The following is a 14,294-nucleotide window of genomic DNA, read 5'->3' on the forward strand; positions in this document are numbered from 1 at the left end:
TTTTTTAAGCTATTTTTACCGCTTTATATTGGCTTTGTGGATTAACAATAAATTCTCGAGCTTTGATGATTTGTAATTCATATTTGCCACTTTGTTGAGTAACACTCATCACATCATTCACTGCATTTGCAGTATGTTCAAAAGCATCAAGATCGGATTTACCATTGAGTAAATTTGCTAAAAACAGACCGCTTGTGAGATCGCCAACACCAACAGGGTCTCGCCCAACAAATTCGTGAAGTGGGCGACTGATATGCCAAATCCCTTCCGCAGTAGCTAATAACATTTCAAACTGGCTTGGATCTTTCCCCACCTTGCTAAGATGTTTAACTAATACACGTTTAGGCCCTTTGTTTAAAATAGCTTTAATAGCATTAAGAGCTTGTTCAAAATTTTCAACAGGTAAGCCTGTTAGCTCTCTCAATTCGACCAGATTTGGGGCAATTAGATCGGCTTTTGTCATTGCAAAATCGCGTAGAAATTCCGCCACACCCGGTGCGACAATACAGCCTTTATCAGGGTGTCCCATTACAGGATCACAGAAATATAAAGCATTTGGATTTCTGGCTTTAATTTTTTCAACGGCTGCGAGAATTTCCGAACCTTGTTCAGCAGCACCGATATAGCCTGAAAGAATAGCATCGCATTCATTTAATGCTTCAATTTCATCAATACCTTGTACAATTTCGCCAATTTGTTCTTTTGGTACGACCATTCCTTTCCATTTTCCATATTGTGTATGGTTTGAAAATTGAACAGTGTTTAACGCCCAAACATCTACACCAAGTAGCTGCATTGGGAAGGTTGCTGCTTTATTGCCTGCATAACCATAAACTACGTGAGATTGAATTGAGAGAACATTTTTCATTGTTTTATCCTTAACGTTAATCCTTAAATTATCCTACCACAGCAGGAAGATAACCCGCTCTCACCACAAATGGGATAAGCACGATAATAATACCTAAAATTGCAGAGAGAAGTAATGCGAGATTTCCACCAATTACTCGATAAGGTAAGTTAGGGTGCTTCTGACGAGCTTTCCAAACTAATGCTGCTGGAAGTACCACTGCATAGAAGGCAAACATTTGCCCCGCATAGCCTAATGCCAAAATAAAGCCTTTTGGATAAAAGAAGGCAAAAAAGAGTGGCGGAAGGAAGGTAAGTACACCAAGTAAAATACGGTTTGCTGAATAATTAAAGGCGTGTTTGAGTAAGTCTTCAATACATTCAAATAAACCGAGTGCAACCCCAAGGAAAGAAGTAATTAAGGCTAACGCAGAGAATATTTTTACCGCACCACCAATCATCTCACTACCAGTAATAGTCCGACTCGCTTCTACCAAACCATTTAGCGTTGGATCTTGTTGTAGAATTTGTAAAAAGAGCGTTTGGCTTAATACTCCGTGAGTGGAAAGTTGCCATAAAATATAACCAATTAGCGTAATGGCAGATCCCCCAATAATTGAAATTCTAAGTGCTTTAACATTGCCATCTAAATAATGGTTTAAACAAGGTATAGAACCGTGGAATCCAAATGAGGTGAAGAAAATAGGGGCAGATGAAATAAGTAATGCTTTATCAATTGGCATTGCCATTAGGTTATCTATGGTAATTTTAGGTGCCATTAAAGCTAATACAACGCCTAGTGTAATAAGCATAATAAAGAATAGTATTCGGTTAATACCATCAACACTTTGTGTTCCAATGATGATAAATGCACCAAAAATCAATGTAAATAAACCAATGGAAAGTTTGAAGGTCGTATCCTCATCACCAATTTGTGGAATTGTTGATGCGATAATAGCTCCGCCACCTGTAACATAGGCTGAAAGTAGAGCGTATAAAAATACCATTAAAACGGTAGTCGCGATAATTCGCCCTGGTGAACCAAAATACTGAGCAGCTAAGGTGCCAATGCCCGCATCTGCGTCCGCCGTTTGATAAACTTCAACAAAAAGAAGAGCACTGTAAGTTAGGAATAACCATAGTGCAACCAAAAGAACAACTGTAAATGTAAAACCAATCCCTGCAGATGTGAGTGGCATTGCCAACATACCAGCACCAATCATTGTGCCAGCCACAAGTAATGTACTTCCTAGCGTTTTATTCATAATGAGCTCCTAGTAGGTTCGCTAGAGATAGATAAACGGCAAGCAGACGGCTCTTGATACAACAAGGGCATTACTGTTGCCAGTAATGCCCTTAAATCAATTATGCTTTAGGTTCAAAACGAGAGGTAAAGAAACGAAGAAGTTTCGGTTCATATACCATCTTCAAGCCTTTGATTTGTTCACGTCTCTTGAATAGGCTAATTACCCCTTCAGCAACGTGGTCTAAATGTGCATAAGTATATACACGACGAGGAATTGTTAAACGAACTAATTCAAGTTTTGGTTTGTGGTTCTGACCAGTTACTTTATCACGACCAGCAGAGATAATACCACGTTCCATACTACGAACACCTGATTCAATATATAGCTCTGCTGCTAATACTTGTGCAGGGAATTCTTCTTGGTCGAGATGTGGTAAGAATGCTCTTGCATCTAAGAATACTGCGTGTCCACCAACAGGTTTAACAATTGGTACACCAGCGGCTTCTAGTTTTTCAGCAAGGTAGCGACATTGTGCGATACGGTGTTGAATGTAGTGGAAATCGACTGATTCAGTGATACCGATTGCCATTGCCTCCATATCACGACCAGCTAAACCACCGTAAGATGGCATACCTTCATAAAGTACCACTAATTCGCTTGCTTGTTGATATAAGTCATCATCATTGATACATAAGAAACCACCGATATTTACTAAGCAGTCTTTTTTACCACTCATTGTACAACCATCTGCGTAGCTCATCATTTCTTTTAAGATTGCACGAATAGTTGCATCTTTATACTCTGGCTCTCTTTCTTTGATGAAGTAAGCATTTTCTACGCAACGAGTTGCATCAAACATTACTTTGATGCCGTGTTTGCTACATAGCTCTTTTACTTCACGCATATTTTTCATACTTACAGGCTGACCACCAGCAAGGTTTACTGTCACCGCTAAGCAGATGTATGGAATGCGATCTGCACCAACTTCATCAATTAATTTTTGTAATTTATTTAGGTCAATATTACCTTTGAAAGGTAAGTCGATTTGAGAATCGTGTGCTTCATCAATGATAATATCCGTAAAGGTTGCACCATTACGCTCTTGGTGAGCACGAGTGGTGGTGAAGTACATATTACCTGGTACATAATCACCTGGTTTAATCATAATAGTTGAAAGTAGGTTTTCTGCCCCACGACCTTGGTGAGTTGGTACAACATATTTAAAACCATAGTACTCTCTTACTACTTCTTGTAAGTGAGCGAAGTTACGGCTACCTGCATAAGCTTCATCACCAATCATTAGACCTGCCCATTGCTTATCACTCATCGCGGTTGTACCACTGTCAGTGAGTAAGTCAATATAAACTTCTTCTGAGTTGAGCAAGAATGTGTTGTAGCCTGCTTTTTTCATATAGGCTTCACGTTGCTCACGAGTTGTCATTGCGATAGGTTCAACAACTTTGATTTTATACGGTTCTGCTGGATAGTTTTTCATAGTAAATTTCCTCTAAGATGTAGAATACATTGATACCAGAAAGACAGCTAAGGCATTGTTATATAAAAAGTTTCTTATACAACTCTCACCTAACTTTCAGATGTGAATGGTAAAGAATTATTTACGCTTTTCAAATACTTTATTTTAAATTTGCGACACACATCACAAAATGATGAAAAATAACTTTTTGGTTATTGATAAGGTGAAAATATCAGCATATATTTGACATTTTTTAACTTAATAATTTATCGTTATATATCATTTTTTTTGGTTTTATTAAGAGTATTTTGATTATTTATCAACCATTTTGTAACCGTTGTAATAACCTATCCATTGCTCGATAACCTAATGCTTCGGCAAGATGAATTTGCTGAATGTTGGGTTCATTAGCGAGATCAGCAATAGTGCGAGATACTTTTAAAATTCGATGGTAAGCTCTCACCGAAAGCCCAAGTTTCAATAATGTATTCTCTAAAAACTGAGCATCTTGTGGAGAAAGTGAGCAATCCTGCTCAATCTCTCTAGTTGTCAATTGAGCGTTAATTTTTCCCCGTCTGGCTAATTGCAAATCACGAGCAGCAAGCACCCGCTTTCGAACTTGCTCGGTAGTTTCTCCACGCTGTTCATTACCTTGTTGTAATGCCCCTTGTGGTAAAAGTGGGACTTCAATAGAGAGATCAAAACGATCAAGAAAAGGTCCTGATAAGCGATTGAGATAACGCATTACTTGTTGTGGCGATGTACGATTGTGTGTACCTTGATAATGCCCTGTTGGGCTTGGGTTCATTGCGGCAATTAACTGGAATCGTGCTGGAAACTGTACTTTAGCATTGGCTCGAGAAATAATAATCTCGCCAGATTCAAGGGGTTGGCGTAGTGCGTCCAATACTTTTCGCTCAAATTCAGGAAGTTCATCAAGAAAAAGAATACCATTATGAGCCAAGCTAATTTCACCTGGTTTGGGAATTGAGCCTCCCCCCACCAATGCAACCATTGACGCACTGTGATGAGGTGCGCGAAATGGGCGGTATTTCCAGTTTTGGAAATTTAATTCATTCTGTACAAGGCTAGTTATAGATGCTGTTTCAATTGCTTCATCATCAGACATTTCAGGTAAGAGATCGGCTAAACGGCTTGCTAACATCGTTTTCCCCGTTCCGGGTGGTCCAAGAAATAACAGATTGTGTTGTCCAGCTGCGGCTATCGTTAAAGCTCGTTTGGCGTGCTGTTGCCCGATAATATCCGTTAAATCTCGTTGAATAAGCGGCTGGTTTAGGCTAGTTTTTTGCAACTCTTGCTGTGCAACGGATAACTTGTCTCTATTATTCAGAAAATTGACGACTTGTAATAGCGAGCTTGCAAAATAGGTTTCAGTACTCGACACAAGTGAGGCTTCATTGGCATTTTGACGGGGAATAATGAGTTCACGTTTATCTTTTTCAGCCGAAATTACCGCAGGAATTGCTCCTTGAACGCCCCGTAGATGACCTGTTAGAGAAAGCTCACCTAAAAATTCAAATTGTTTAAGTTTATCGCTATCAATTTGCCCTGATGCCGCTAAAATACCAATTGCAATAGGCAAATCGAAACGCCCACCTTCTTTGGGTAAATCCGCTGGGGCTAGGTTGATGGTAATGCGTCTTGCTGGGTATTCAAAATTGGCATTTAATAATGCACTTCTTACCCTATCTTGAGCTTCTTTAACACTCTTTTCTGGTAAGCCAACCAAGCAAAGTCCTGGGCTACCTAAACTAATATGCACTTCAATTGTAACTAATGGGGCTTCAACGCCAATCGATGCTCGGCTGTAAATAATGGCTAATGACATAATTTCTCCGTCAATATACTCTTATTACCCCACAGCTTAAGGAAAGTCATCTTGCAATTCACCCAAGAAAAAATTGTTTTTCGATCTAGCTCACAAAAATTTTGCAAAAATCAATGCATAACGCACCGCTTGTAGTACACTTCCGTTTTATTTGGGTGTGAATAAGCGAAGGGAAATATGCACAATCAGCAAGATGTAATCGTGGTCGGTGGTGGAATGGTCGGGGCTGCAACAGCCTTAGGATTAGCTAAATTAGGGTTGAACGTTGCTTTGTTGGAAAAAAATCCATTACCAGAATTTTCAGACAATGCACCTTATGATGTTCGAATTTCTGCCATTAGCGTAGCATCTGTTGCCTTATTAGAAAAATTAGGTGCGTGGCAGGCGATAGAGCAGATGCGTGTATGGGCGTATGATGGTTTGGAAACTTGGGAAATTGACGGGTTTAATACTGCATTTCACGCTACTGAACTCGGTTTAGATAAACTGGGTTTTATGGTGGAAAATAATGTTATTCAAATTGGTTTATGGCAAGCATTGCAATCCTACCCTAATTGCACTCAAGCGGTAGGATTTCAACATATTTCTGCAAATTCACAGCAAGGTATTTGGACATTAACCCTTGATAATCAACAACAGTTCTCTGCTCCCTTGGTTATCGCTTGCGATGGTGCAAATTCTCAAGTCAGAAATTGGGCTGGAATTGGTTTAACCAGCTGGCAGTATCGACAACATTGCTTATTAGCCGTAGTAAAAACGTCTTTACCACCGCAAACTACCACTTGGCAACAATTCTTCCCAAGTGGTCCAAGGGCTTTTCTTCCGTTAGCTGATGATAATGGTTGTATCGTATGGTATGACGCTCCACAACGTATTCAACAACTAAGACAAATGAGCAGTGCTACATTGGCTAGTGAAATTGAACAATTTTTCCCAACAAGGCTAGGCAAGGTAGAAGTAATAAACCACGCCAGTTTCCCTTTGACTCGACAACACGCACAGCACTATTTTCGTAATGGAATTGTTCTTGTGGGGGATTCGGCTCACACAATCAACCCACTTGCAGGACAAGGGGTAAATTTGGGCTTTAAAGATGTCAAAGCACTATTAGAGATTGCAGAACAAGCGGTTGGAAAAGGGCAATCTTTTGCAGAAATTGAGTGGTTGGCACAATATGAACGACAACGCAAGATGGATAACTTAGTAATGCAAACAGGAATGGATATATTTTATAAAGCATTTAAAACCGATCTCTTACCTATTAAAGCCTTGCGTAATTTGGCACTTATTGTTGCAGAAAGAGCTACGCCATTTAAAAAACGTGCTTTGAAATATGCGTTGGGATTGTGATTACGATAAAAAATCCTAGATCATCAATGTGAATCTAGGATTTTTGTAAAATTTCAATCGAAAGTAACCGCTTGAATTAATCTACAACTTTAGTACCGTAGAAGTAAGAGTAACCAAATGGACTTTGTTTATAATCTTGTACTCGCTTACTAGTTGGTGCAAAATTAACAGAATGAGCTACATTGACCCAAGGAGCTTGTTCTTTTAAGATCACCTGTGCTTGCTCATAAATTTTTGCTCGTTCACCTTTATCCGATAAACTAATTGCTTTTGATAATAACGCATCTAATTCTGGATTTTTGAAACGAGCATAGTTACTGTTTCCAACGTTATCACTACCGAAAAGTGGAGATAAGAAGTTATCAGGGTCACCATTATCGCCAGACCAACCGTAAGTTCCCGCGGTTAATTCACCTGCTTTAGTGCGTTTAATATAGTCGCCCCATTCGTAAGTTACTAATTTTGATTTAACACCCACTTTTTCCCAATCTGCTTGAACTAGTTCAGCCATACGGCGTGGGTTAGGGTTTGATGCACGAACTACTGGTTGAACCCAAATATCTGTTTCAAATCCGTTTTCAAAGCCTGCTTCTTTTAAAAGTGCTTTTGCTTTCTCTGGATTATATTCATAACCTGTAATTTCGTTGTTATATCCCCAAATTGTTGGTGGAAGTGGGTTTTTCGCTGCTACACCTGCACCACGATATACTGCATCAATAATCGCATTTTTATCCACCGCATAGTTTAATGCTTGGCGGACTTTTACGTTATCAAAAGGTGCTTTTTCTGTATTAAAGGCAATATAAGCAATGTTTAAGCCTTCTTGTGAAAGTAAATTGATCTTTGGATCATTTTTCATTTTCTCAAGATCAGCTGCATTTGGGAAATCCATCATATCACAAGCACCAGCCTGTAATTTAGCGTAACGAGCTGTTGCGTCTGGAACGATATCAAAGATTAAGCGATCAATATCGGCTTTGCCATTCCAGTAATCTGGGTGAGCTAAGAAACGGATACGTTGATCAAGCTGGTAGCCAGAGAATACGAATGGACCTGTACCGATAGGTGTCGTGTCAAGTGTTTCTGGTTTGCCTTCCTTCAATAATTTATCCGCATATTCTGCTGAATAAATTGAAATAAAGTCCATACCTAAACTAGCAAGAAATGTAGAATCTTGTTTATTTAATGTAATTTTAACAGTGTGATCATCTACTTTTTCTACTGATTTTAGTAGTTTAGGGAATTTCATTGCATTAAAGTATGGATAAGTCGCTTTAGATACTGAATGATATGGGTGATTTGGATCTAATTGGCGTTGGAATGAAAATACAACGTCATCGGCATTAAATTCACGACTTGGCGTATATTCTTTAGTCGTATGGAATTTTACACCTTTACGCAAATTAAACGTATAAGTTAAACCATCATCACTAATTGTCCAACTTTCTGCTAAAGCTGGTTCAATATCTGTTGAACCACGTTTAAATTCAACTAAACGGTTATATACTTGTTGAGAACTTGCATTATATGAAATGCCGTCCATTACTAAAGCAGGGCTAAAACCTGTTGGAGAACGGCTAACACAGTTTACAAAAGTTTTATCTGCTGCTTGTGCTACACCTGCAACTAGTAATGTTGCAGCGACTAAAGAAAGTTTGCTTCTGAATTTCATAATGTCTCCTAAACGACCTTTAAAATTTTGTAACAAAATACCGTTTTTATATCAAAAAGGAAATAACAAAAGGGAGTTCTTTATAACAAAAAAGAATAAAAAAACAAGAATTCTTACATTAAGTTTTTAGACCTTTTGATATTCTTGTAGGGATTTCATTTTCTATCTGTGAAATAGCATATTGAATAGCGTAATAGAACGCATTTATGTTTGCTCCACCGTGGCTTTTCACGACAACTGAAGATAACCCTAAGAGCGTTGCTCCGTTATGTCTGTCGGGGTTTATTTGCTGTAATTTACGATAGTAACGATAAAAAATAAGTCTAAGTAAATATCGTTTGGCTTGGCGGCAGAGGTGAGAATCTTCATTTTGCTTTTTAAAAAATGAGAGGATATTCTTAGCTGCACCTTCCAACGTTTTTAAAGCAATATTACCACTAAAACCATCACAAACAATCACATCAGTTAAGTGGTTAAGCAGTTTGTCTCCTTCAATAAAACCTTGATAGTTAAGATGTTGTGCTAATTTTAATTGTTGGTGTGACTCTCTTAGATAAATTGTGCCTTTATTTTCTTCCGTACCAATATTCAGCAATGCAATACGGGGATAAACCAGTTCCAACATAATTTGTGCGAAAATGTTTCCCATTTCGGCAAATTGCATTAGTAATTTACTATCGGCTTCCACATTAGCACCTAAGTCAAGCATTACGGTTGATTTACCATTTAGAGTTGGAATTAACGAAGTTAATGCGGGGCGATCAATATTAGGTAGTAATTCGATAAGCTGTTTAGCAAGCCCCATCAATAGTCCCGTATTACCGCCACTTACACAACCTTGAGCCTTTCCTTCTGCTACGGATTCAATCGCTAAACGGATAGAACTGCCTTTGCTTTGGCGTAATGCCTGCATAAAGGGTAAGTCTGCATCAATAGATTTTGTAGTATGTTTAAACTGGATACGCTGTTGCTGTTCTAAAGGGAGTTTATGGATATAAGGTAAGGTTTGTGTTTCATCACCAAAGGCGAGAATAGATAGCCTTGGGTTTTTCTCCAATGCAATTGATAGAGCTGGGATAGTAATACGGGGACCAAAGTCCCCGCCCATTGCATCTAACGCTAGGGTTAGACGAGTCAAATTATACCTCGAGAGATAAACTTGATTATTTATTGATTACTTTACGACCACGATAGTAACCATCAGCAGTAACGTGGTGACGTAAGTGAGTTTCGCCAGTTGTTTTATCTACTGACACTGCAGCAGTTGTTAATGCATCGTGTGAACGGCGCATATCACGACGTGAACGAGATTTTTTATTTTGTTGAACAGCCACGGGCCTTCTCCTAGATCTAGTTTTTCTTTAAATTAGCTAATACAGCGAACGGGTTAGGTTTACTTGCCAGTTCTTCTGGTAATTCACCAAAAACCTGTTCTGCCACGGACACTTCACAGTGTTCAGAATTATGCATCGGGACTAGTGGTAATGAAAGAATGAATTCGTCTTCTATCATATCTAGTAAATTTACTTCACCAAACTCATTAACTTCAATTGGCTCATAAATCTCGGGCAAACTGTCCGCCTGATCCATATTTGACACTGGACTGAAACTTAATTCGCACTCCAGCGTCTGCTTAAAAGTGTTACTGCAACGTTGGCAGTCTAACTCCACATCAATCATAGCCCTGCCTTTAATGACAGTGAGACGTGGATCAACATATAACGATAAAGTAACTTGTGCATCGCTTAGCACGTTACTAACCGATTCACTCAAACGACTAAAAAGACTTGCAGGAATGAAGCCTTCGTAATCCATTCGACGCTGAGCGTCTTTATATGGGTCAATGGTTAGGGGTAGTTTTGCTTTTTGCATAGGGTGCGAATATTACAGATTGAAAGCAAAATAGTCAAAGAGAAAATGGATTTTTGCCAAAAATTTGAGAAATCTTACCGCTTGTAATAGATAGAAATAAAGCGATAGGTAAAATTTAGTAGAAATCCCACCGCTTATATGCTAAAAAGTCGTCCGTTATTATGTTTACTTATAGAAAGGAAATGCAAATGTCATTACAAGCAATTATTGAAGCCGCTTTTGAGCGTCGTGCCGAAATCACACCAAATACCGTAGATGCTGAAACAAAAGCAGCTGTTGAAGAAGTTCTCGAAGGGCTAGATAGTGGTAAATACCGTGTCGCAGAAAAAATTGATGGGGATTGGGTAACTCATCAATGGTTGAAAAAAGCAGTGTTATTATCATTCCGTATCAATGATAACCAAATTATTGATGGTGCAGAAACAAAATATTACGATAAAGTTCCACTTAAATTTGCCGAATATGATGAAGCTCGTTTCCAAAAAGAAGGTTTCCGTGTCGTACCTTCTGCAACTGTTCGTAAAGGGGCTTACATTGCCAAAAATACCGTTTTAATGCCATCTTATGTGAATATTGGTGCATACGTTGGTGAAGGCACAATGGTAGATACTTGGGCAACCGTAGGTTCTTGTGCTCAAATCGGTAAAAATGTTCACCTTTCTGGTGGTGTTGGTATCGGTGGCGTATTAGAGCCATTACAAGCAAACCCAACTATTATTGGAGATAACTGTTTTATTGGTGCTCGTTCTGAAGTGGTTGAAGGCGTTATCGTTGAAGATGGTTGCGTAATTTCAATGGGCGTATTTATTGGTCAATCAACCAAAATTTACGATCGTGAAACAGGCGAAATTCACTACGGACGTGTACCTGCTGGCTCTGTTGTTGTATCGGGTAGCTTACCGTCAAAATGTGGTAAATATAACCTGTACTGTGCAGTAATCGTGAAGAAAGTTGATGAAAAAACGCGTGGTAAAGTAGGTATTAACGAGCTACTTCGTTCTATTGAAGAATAAAAAAAGATGGTGTAATGAGCAAATCAGTAACTATTTTGCCCATTACACCTTTTTAGTAAGCCTAGTTATTTCGTTAAGGTCAATACAACACTTTCGCCTTTTACAACTTCACCAGATAATTTTTGTAAGTTACTGATTTCATCCATATTTGAAATCACAACTGGTGTTAAAACTGATTTTGCTTTTGCTTCTAACAATGCTAAATCAAATTTAATAATAGGATCGCCAGCTTTGACTTTTTGACCTTCTGTGGCAATACGAGTAAAGCCTTCACCTTTTAACTCTACGGTATCAATACCGAAATGTACGAATAATTCAATACCTTCGTCTGATTCAATAGAGAATGCGTGGTTAGTTTCAAAGATTTTGCCAATTGTGCCATTTACAGGTGCAACAATTTCATCACCATTCGGGCGAATTGCAATACCATCACCAACAATTTTTTCAGAGAACACCACATCTGGTACATCTTCGATATTCACGATTTCACCTGAAAGCGGTGCATAAATTTTTACTTCTTTTGATACTGCTTCTTTTTTTCCGCCAAAAAGTTTATCTAAAAAACCCATAATTCAAATCTCCATTACTAAATGAACAAAATTCTCGTATATTTTATACGAGAATTTTGCATTTGTATCTAATTAGTTCAGCTTTTGATAAAAGGAATTTACTAATTGTTCAATATCTGCTGCTGTTGGCTGAGCAAGAGCCTCATCTGCTAGTGCTTTTGCATCCGCAAAATTGATGCTACGCACGAGTTTCTTAACGTGCGGAACAGAAATTCCACTCATACTGAATTCATCTAGCCCCATACCAAGTAACAATGCGGTTGCACGCACATCACCTGCTAATTCACCACACATACCTGTCCATTTCCCCTCTGCGTGAGAAGCATCAATTACTTGTTTGATCAGATTTAAGACCGATGGTGTTAATGGGTTATAAAGATGTGCAATAATTTCATTACCACGATCTACCGCTAAGGTATATTGTGTTAAGTCATTTGTGCCGATACTGAAGAAATCAACTTCTTTCGCTAGATGGCGAGCATTTACTGCAGCTGATGGTGTTTCAACCATTACACCAATTTGAATATTTTCATCAAAGGCTTTGCCTTCTGTACGGAGCTGTTCTTTTAAGTTTGCAATAATACCTTTAAGCTCACGAATTTCTTCCACTGAAATGATCATCGGGAACATTACTGCTAGCTTACCAAATGCTGAAGCTCGTAATACAGCACGCAACTGCGTATCTAAAATTTCACGACGCACTAAACCAATACGTACCGCACGCCAGCCTAAGAAGGGGTTCATCTCTTTTGGTAAATCAAGGTATGGTAGTTCTTTATCACCACCAATATCCATTGTACGAAGAACAACTAATTTTCCTTCCATTGCTTCTACAACTTCTTTATATGCTTGGAATTGTTCTTCTTCTGTTGGTAAATGATCGCGATCCATAAACAAGAATTCAGTACGGTATAAACCAACGCCTTCACCACCATTGCGTAATACGCCATCAACATCACGAATAGTACCAATATTCCCAACGACTTCAATACGATGCCCATCTAAGGTTTCAGCAGGTAAATCTTTTAATTTAGCAAGTTCAGCTTTTTCTGCAGCTTCTTTTTCTTGTTGAGCTTTAAATTTCTCAACTTGCTCTGCTGATGGATTGATGTGAATTTCATTATTTGTAGCATCTAGAATGAGAAGATCGCCTGTTTTAACTAATGAAGTAATGTTATTTGTTCCAACAATTGCAGGAAGCTCTAAAGAACGAGCCATAATTGAAGTATGTGATGTACGCCCACCAATATCAGTAATAAAACCTAAAACTTTGTCTAAATTAAGTTGAGCGGTTTCAGAAGGGGTTAGGTCGTAAGCAATAAGAATAGATTCTTCTTGAATATCGCCTAAATCAATAATGTGCATTCCCAGAATGTTGCGTAACAAACGATTACCAATATCACGAATATCACCAGCTCGCTCTTTTAGATATTCATCATCAATTTCAGCCAACATAGAAGCTTGCATATCAATGATTTTACTTGTTGCCACATCGGCAGTAACCAAATTTTCTTCTACATAGCCTAAAATTTCTTCTTCAAGCTCTTCATCTTCTAAAATCATTAAATGACCTTCAAAGATAGCTTCTTTTTCTTCACCTAATGTACGGCGAGCTTTCTCTTTAATCGCAGTAAGCTGTGCAGCAGCTTTTTCTCGGCCTGCATAAAATTTTGCTTTTTCAGCATCTACTTGATCCACAGAAATTTTCTGCGTATTTAAGATAATTGGTTCTTCTTTTAAAACAAGTGCTTTACCAAAAACAACACCTGGGGAAGCAGCAATACCAGTAATCATAATTGAATCCTTGAGTATAAATTGGAAAATTGTGCGTAGCACAAAACGACCTCACCGCTAACTCACTTTATTCTAAGTGATAATTAACGATAAAGTCGCTGATAAAGTAACTATTATTCTAAGGTTGGAATTAAATCCACTAAGAAATCAACGGCTTTTTGCTCATCTTCACCTTCGGCAGAGATAGTAATGACAGTGCCTTGCGTTAAGCCTAACGTTTGTAACTTAAATAAACTTTTTGCACTTGCACTTTTGCCACCTGAAGTTACAGTAACATCTGAAGCAAAGCCTTTTGCCGCTTTAACAAATTCTGCCGCAGGGCGAGTATGTAAGCCATTTGGTGCAATAATCGTAACGTCTTTTGAGTACATTTTTGTTTCCTCTTTTTAAATCAAATAGTTAAATCATCTACGTCTATTTATAGAAATACAACGCTATAAAATTCCACTTACTCTACTACAAAACGTACAGAAATACACGATAAAACAGGTCAAATAAGTAATAATTTACGAACTGATAGCATTTATTTTAAACAATAAAGAAATTCATTTGAGCCATCTCAAACTTTTGTTTTTGTTTTGTTCAGAACAGAATTTAATCAGTAATTT

The 14,294-nt window shown here is 38.2% G+C and carries 13 protein-coding genes; 2 read left to right on the forward strand and 11 right to left on the reverse strand.

Annotation, left to right across the window (positions count from 1 at the left end; genetic code table 11):
- Positions 1 to 4: 4 nt before the first annotated feature.
- From pdxY to ACWIW0_RS06720, 4 genes are all read right to left on the reverse strand, one after another.
- Positions 5 to 868: a pyridoxal kinase PdxY gene (gene pdxY, locus ACWIW0_RS06705; protein ID WP_454452711.1), complete on the reverse strand. Its 864-nt coding sequence runs from the start codon at positions 866 to 868 to the stop codon at positions 5 to 7.
- Between the two features lie 28 nt (positions 869 to 896).
- Positions 897 to 2,111, reverse strand: coding sequence for an aromatic amino acid transporter (locus ACWIW0_RS06710; RefSeq protein ID WP_454452712.1), 1,215 nt, complete (start codon positions 2,109 to 2,111; stop codon positions 897 to 899).
- Positions 2,112 to 2,211: 100 nt separating this feature from the next.
- Entirely contained in the window at positions 2,212 to 3,588 is a 1,377-nt protein-coding gene (locus ACWIW0_RS06715; protein ID WP_454445900.1) for a tyrosine phenol-lyase, read from the reverse strand.
- Between the two features lie 298 nt (positions 3,589 to 3,886).
- Positions 3,887 to 5,416 carry a YifB family Mg chelatase-like AAA ATPase gene (locus tag ACWIW0_RS06720; protein WP_454452713.1) on the reverse strand — a complete coding sequence of 510 codons (1,530 nt, stop codon included), beginning with the start codon at positions 5,414 to 5,416 and terminating at the stop codon, positions 3,887 to 3,889.
- 177 nt (positions 5,417 to 5,593) lie between these two features.
- On the opposite strand from ACWIW0_RS06720, the gene ACWIW0_RS06725 reads away from it, so the two are divergent.
- On the forward strand, positions 5,594 to 6,766 hold the full coding sequence (locus ACWIW0_RS06725) for an FAD-dependent oxidoreductase (RefSeq protein WP_454452714.1): 1,173 nt from the start codon (positions 5,594 to 5,596) through the stop codon (positions 6,764 to 6,766).
- Between the two features lie 76 nt (positions 6,767 to 6,842).
- Here the strand turns inward: ACWIW0_RS06725 and ACWIW0_RS06730 are convergent, their stop codons facing one another.
- The 4 genes from ACWIW0_RS06730 to yceD all read right to left on the reverse strand — a co-directional run bounded on the left by ACWIW0_RS06730 (position 6,843) and on the right by yceD (position 10,310).
- A complete protein-coding gene (locus ACWIW0_RS06730; protein WP_454452715.1) occupies positions 6,843 to 8,438 on the reverse strand; it encodes an ABC transporter substrate-binding protein in 1,596 nt (531 codons plus the stop codon).
- Between the two features lie 118 nt (positions 8,439 to 8,556).
- Positions 8,557 to 9,576 carry a phosphate acyltransferase PlsX gene (gene plsX, locus ACWIW0_RS06735; protein WP_454452716.1) on the reverse strand — a complete coding sequence of 340 codons (1,020 nt, stop codon included), beginning with the start codon at positions 9,574 to 9,576 and terminating at the stop codon, positions 8,557 to 8,559.
- A gap of 25 nt (positions 9,577 to 9,601) precedes the next feature.
- The gene (rpmF, locus tag ACWIW0_RS06740) at positions 9,602 to 9,772 is read right to left on the reverse strand and encodes a 50S ribosomal protein L32 (protein ID WP_005598552.1); all 171 of its coding nucleotides are present in this window, start codon (positions 9,770 to 9,772) and stop codon (positions 9,602 to 9,604) included.
- Positions 9,773 to 9,788: 16 nt separating this feature from the next.
- On the reverse strand, positions 9,789 to 10,310 hold the full coding sequence (yceD, locus tag ACWIW0_RS06745; RefSeq protein WP_454452717.1) for a 23S rRNA accumulation protein YceD: 522 nt from the start codon (positions 10,308 to 10,310) through the stop codon (positions 9,789 to 9,791).
- A 188-nt stretch (positions 10,311 to 10,498) separates the two neighbouring features.
- On the opposite strand from yceD, the gene dapD reads away from it, so the two are divergent.
- Entirely contained in the window at positions 10,499 to 11,323 is an 825-nt protein-coding gene (dapD, locus tag ACWIW0_RS06750; RefSeq protein ID WP_454443948.1) for a 2,3,4,5-tetrahydropyridine-2,6-dicarboxylate N-succinyltransferase, read from the forward strand.
- Between the two features lie 65 nt (positions 11,324 to 11,388).
- Here dapD and crr read toward each other — a convergent pair whose 3' ends face one another.
- The 3 genes from crr to ptsH all read right to left on the reverse strand — a co-directional run bounded on the left by crr (position 11,389) and on the right by ptsH (position 14,057).
- Positions 11,389 to 11,892, reverse strand: a complete 504-nt coding sequence (gene crr, locus ACWIW0_RS06755) for a PTS glucose transporter subunit IIA (protein ID WP_454444813.1) — start codon at positions 11,890 to 11,892, stop codon at positions 11,389 to 11,391.
- Positions 11,893 to 11,964: 72 nt separating this feature from the next.
- The gene (ptsI, locus tag ACWIW0_RS06760; RefSeq protein ID WP_454452718.1) at positions 11,965 to 13,686 is read right to left on the reverse strand and encodes a phosphoenolpyruvate-protein phosphotransferase PtsI; all 1,722 of its coding nucleotides are present in this window, start codon (positions 13,684 to 13,686) and stop codon (positions 11,965 to 11,967) included.
- A 113-nt stretch (positions 13,687 to 13,799) separates the two neighbouring features.
- The gene (ptsH, locus tag ACWIW0_RS06765; RefSeq protein WP_047975952.1) at positions 13,800 to 14,057 is read right to left on the reverse strand and encodes a phosphocarrier protein Hpr; all 258 of its coding nucleotides are present in this window, start codon (positions 14,055 to 14,057) and stop codon (positions 13,800 to 13,802) included.
- Positions 14,058 to 14,294 lie beyond the last annotated feature (237 nt).

The sequence above is a fragment of the Ursidibacter sp. B-7004-1 genome, from assembly GCF_053654055.1.

Coding starts and splice junctions, on each gene's coding strand:
- ACWIW0_RS06720 (WP_454452713.1), bottom strand. CDS start 5,416: ATGTCATTAGCCATTATTTACAGCCGAGCATCGATTGGCGTTGAAGCC.
- ACWIW0_RS06715 (WP_454445900.1), bottom strand. CDS start 3,588: ATGAAAAACTATCCAGCAGAACCGTATAAAATCAAAGTTGTTGAACCT.
- ACWIW0_RS06710 (WP_454452712.1), bottom strand. CDS start 2,111: ATGAATAAAACGCTAGGAAGTACATTACTTGTGGCTGGCACAATGATT.
- dapD (WP_454443948.1), top strand. CDS start 10,499: ATGTCATTACAAGCAATTATTGAAGCCGCTTTTGAGCGTCGTGCCGAA.
- pdxY (WP_454452711.1), bottom strand. CDS start 868: ATGAAAAATGTTCTCTCAATTCAATCTCACGTAGTTTATGGTTATGCA.
- ptsH (WP_047975952.1), bottom strand. CDS start 14,057: ATGTACTCAAAAGACGTTACGATTATTGCACCAAATGGCTTACATACT.
- crr (WP_454444813.1), bottom strand. CDS start 11,892: ATGGGTTTTTTAGATAAACTTTTTGGCGGAAAAAAAGAAGCAGTATCA.
- ACWIW0_RS06730 (WP_454452715.1), bottom strand. CDS start 8,438: ATGAAATTCAGAAGCAAACTTTCTTTAGTCGCTGCAACATTACTAGTT.
- yceD (WP_454452717.1), bottom strand. CDS start 10,310: ATGCAAAAAGCAAAACTACCCCTAACCATTGACCCATATAAAGACGCT.
- ACWIW0_RS06725 (WP_454452714.1), top strand. CDS start 5,594: ATGCACAATCAGCAAGATGTAATCGTGGTCGGTGGTGGAATGGTCGGG.
- ptsI (WP_454452718.1), bottom strand. CDS start 13,686: ATGATTACTGGTATTGCTGCTTCCCCAGGTGTTGTTTTTGGTAAAGCA.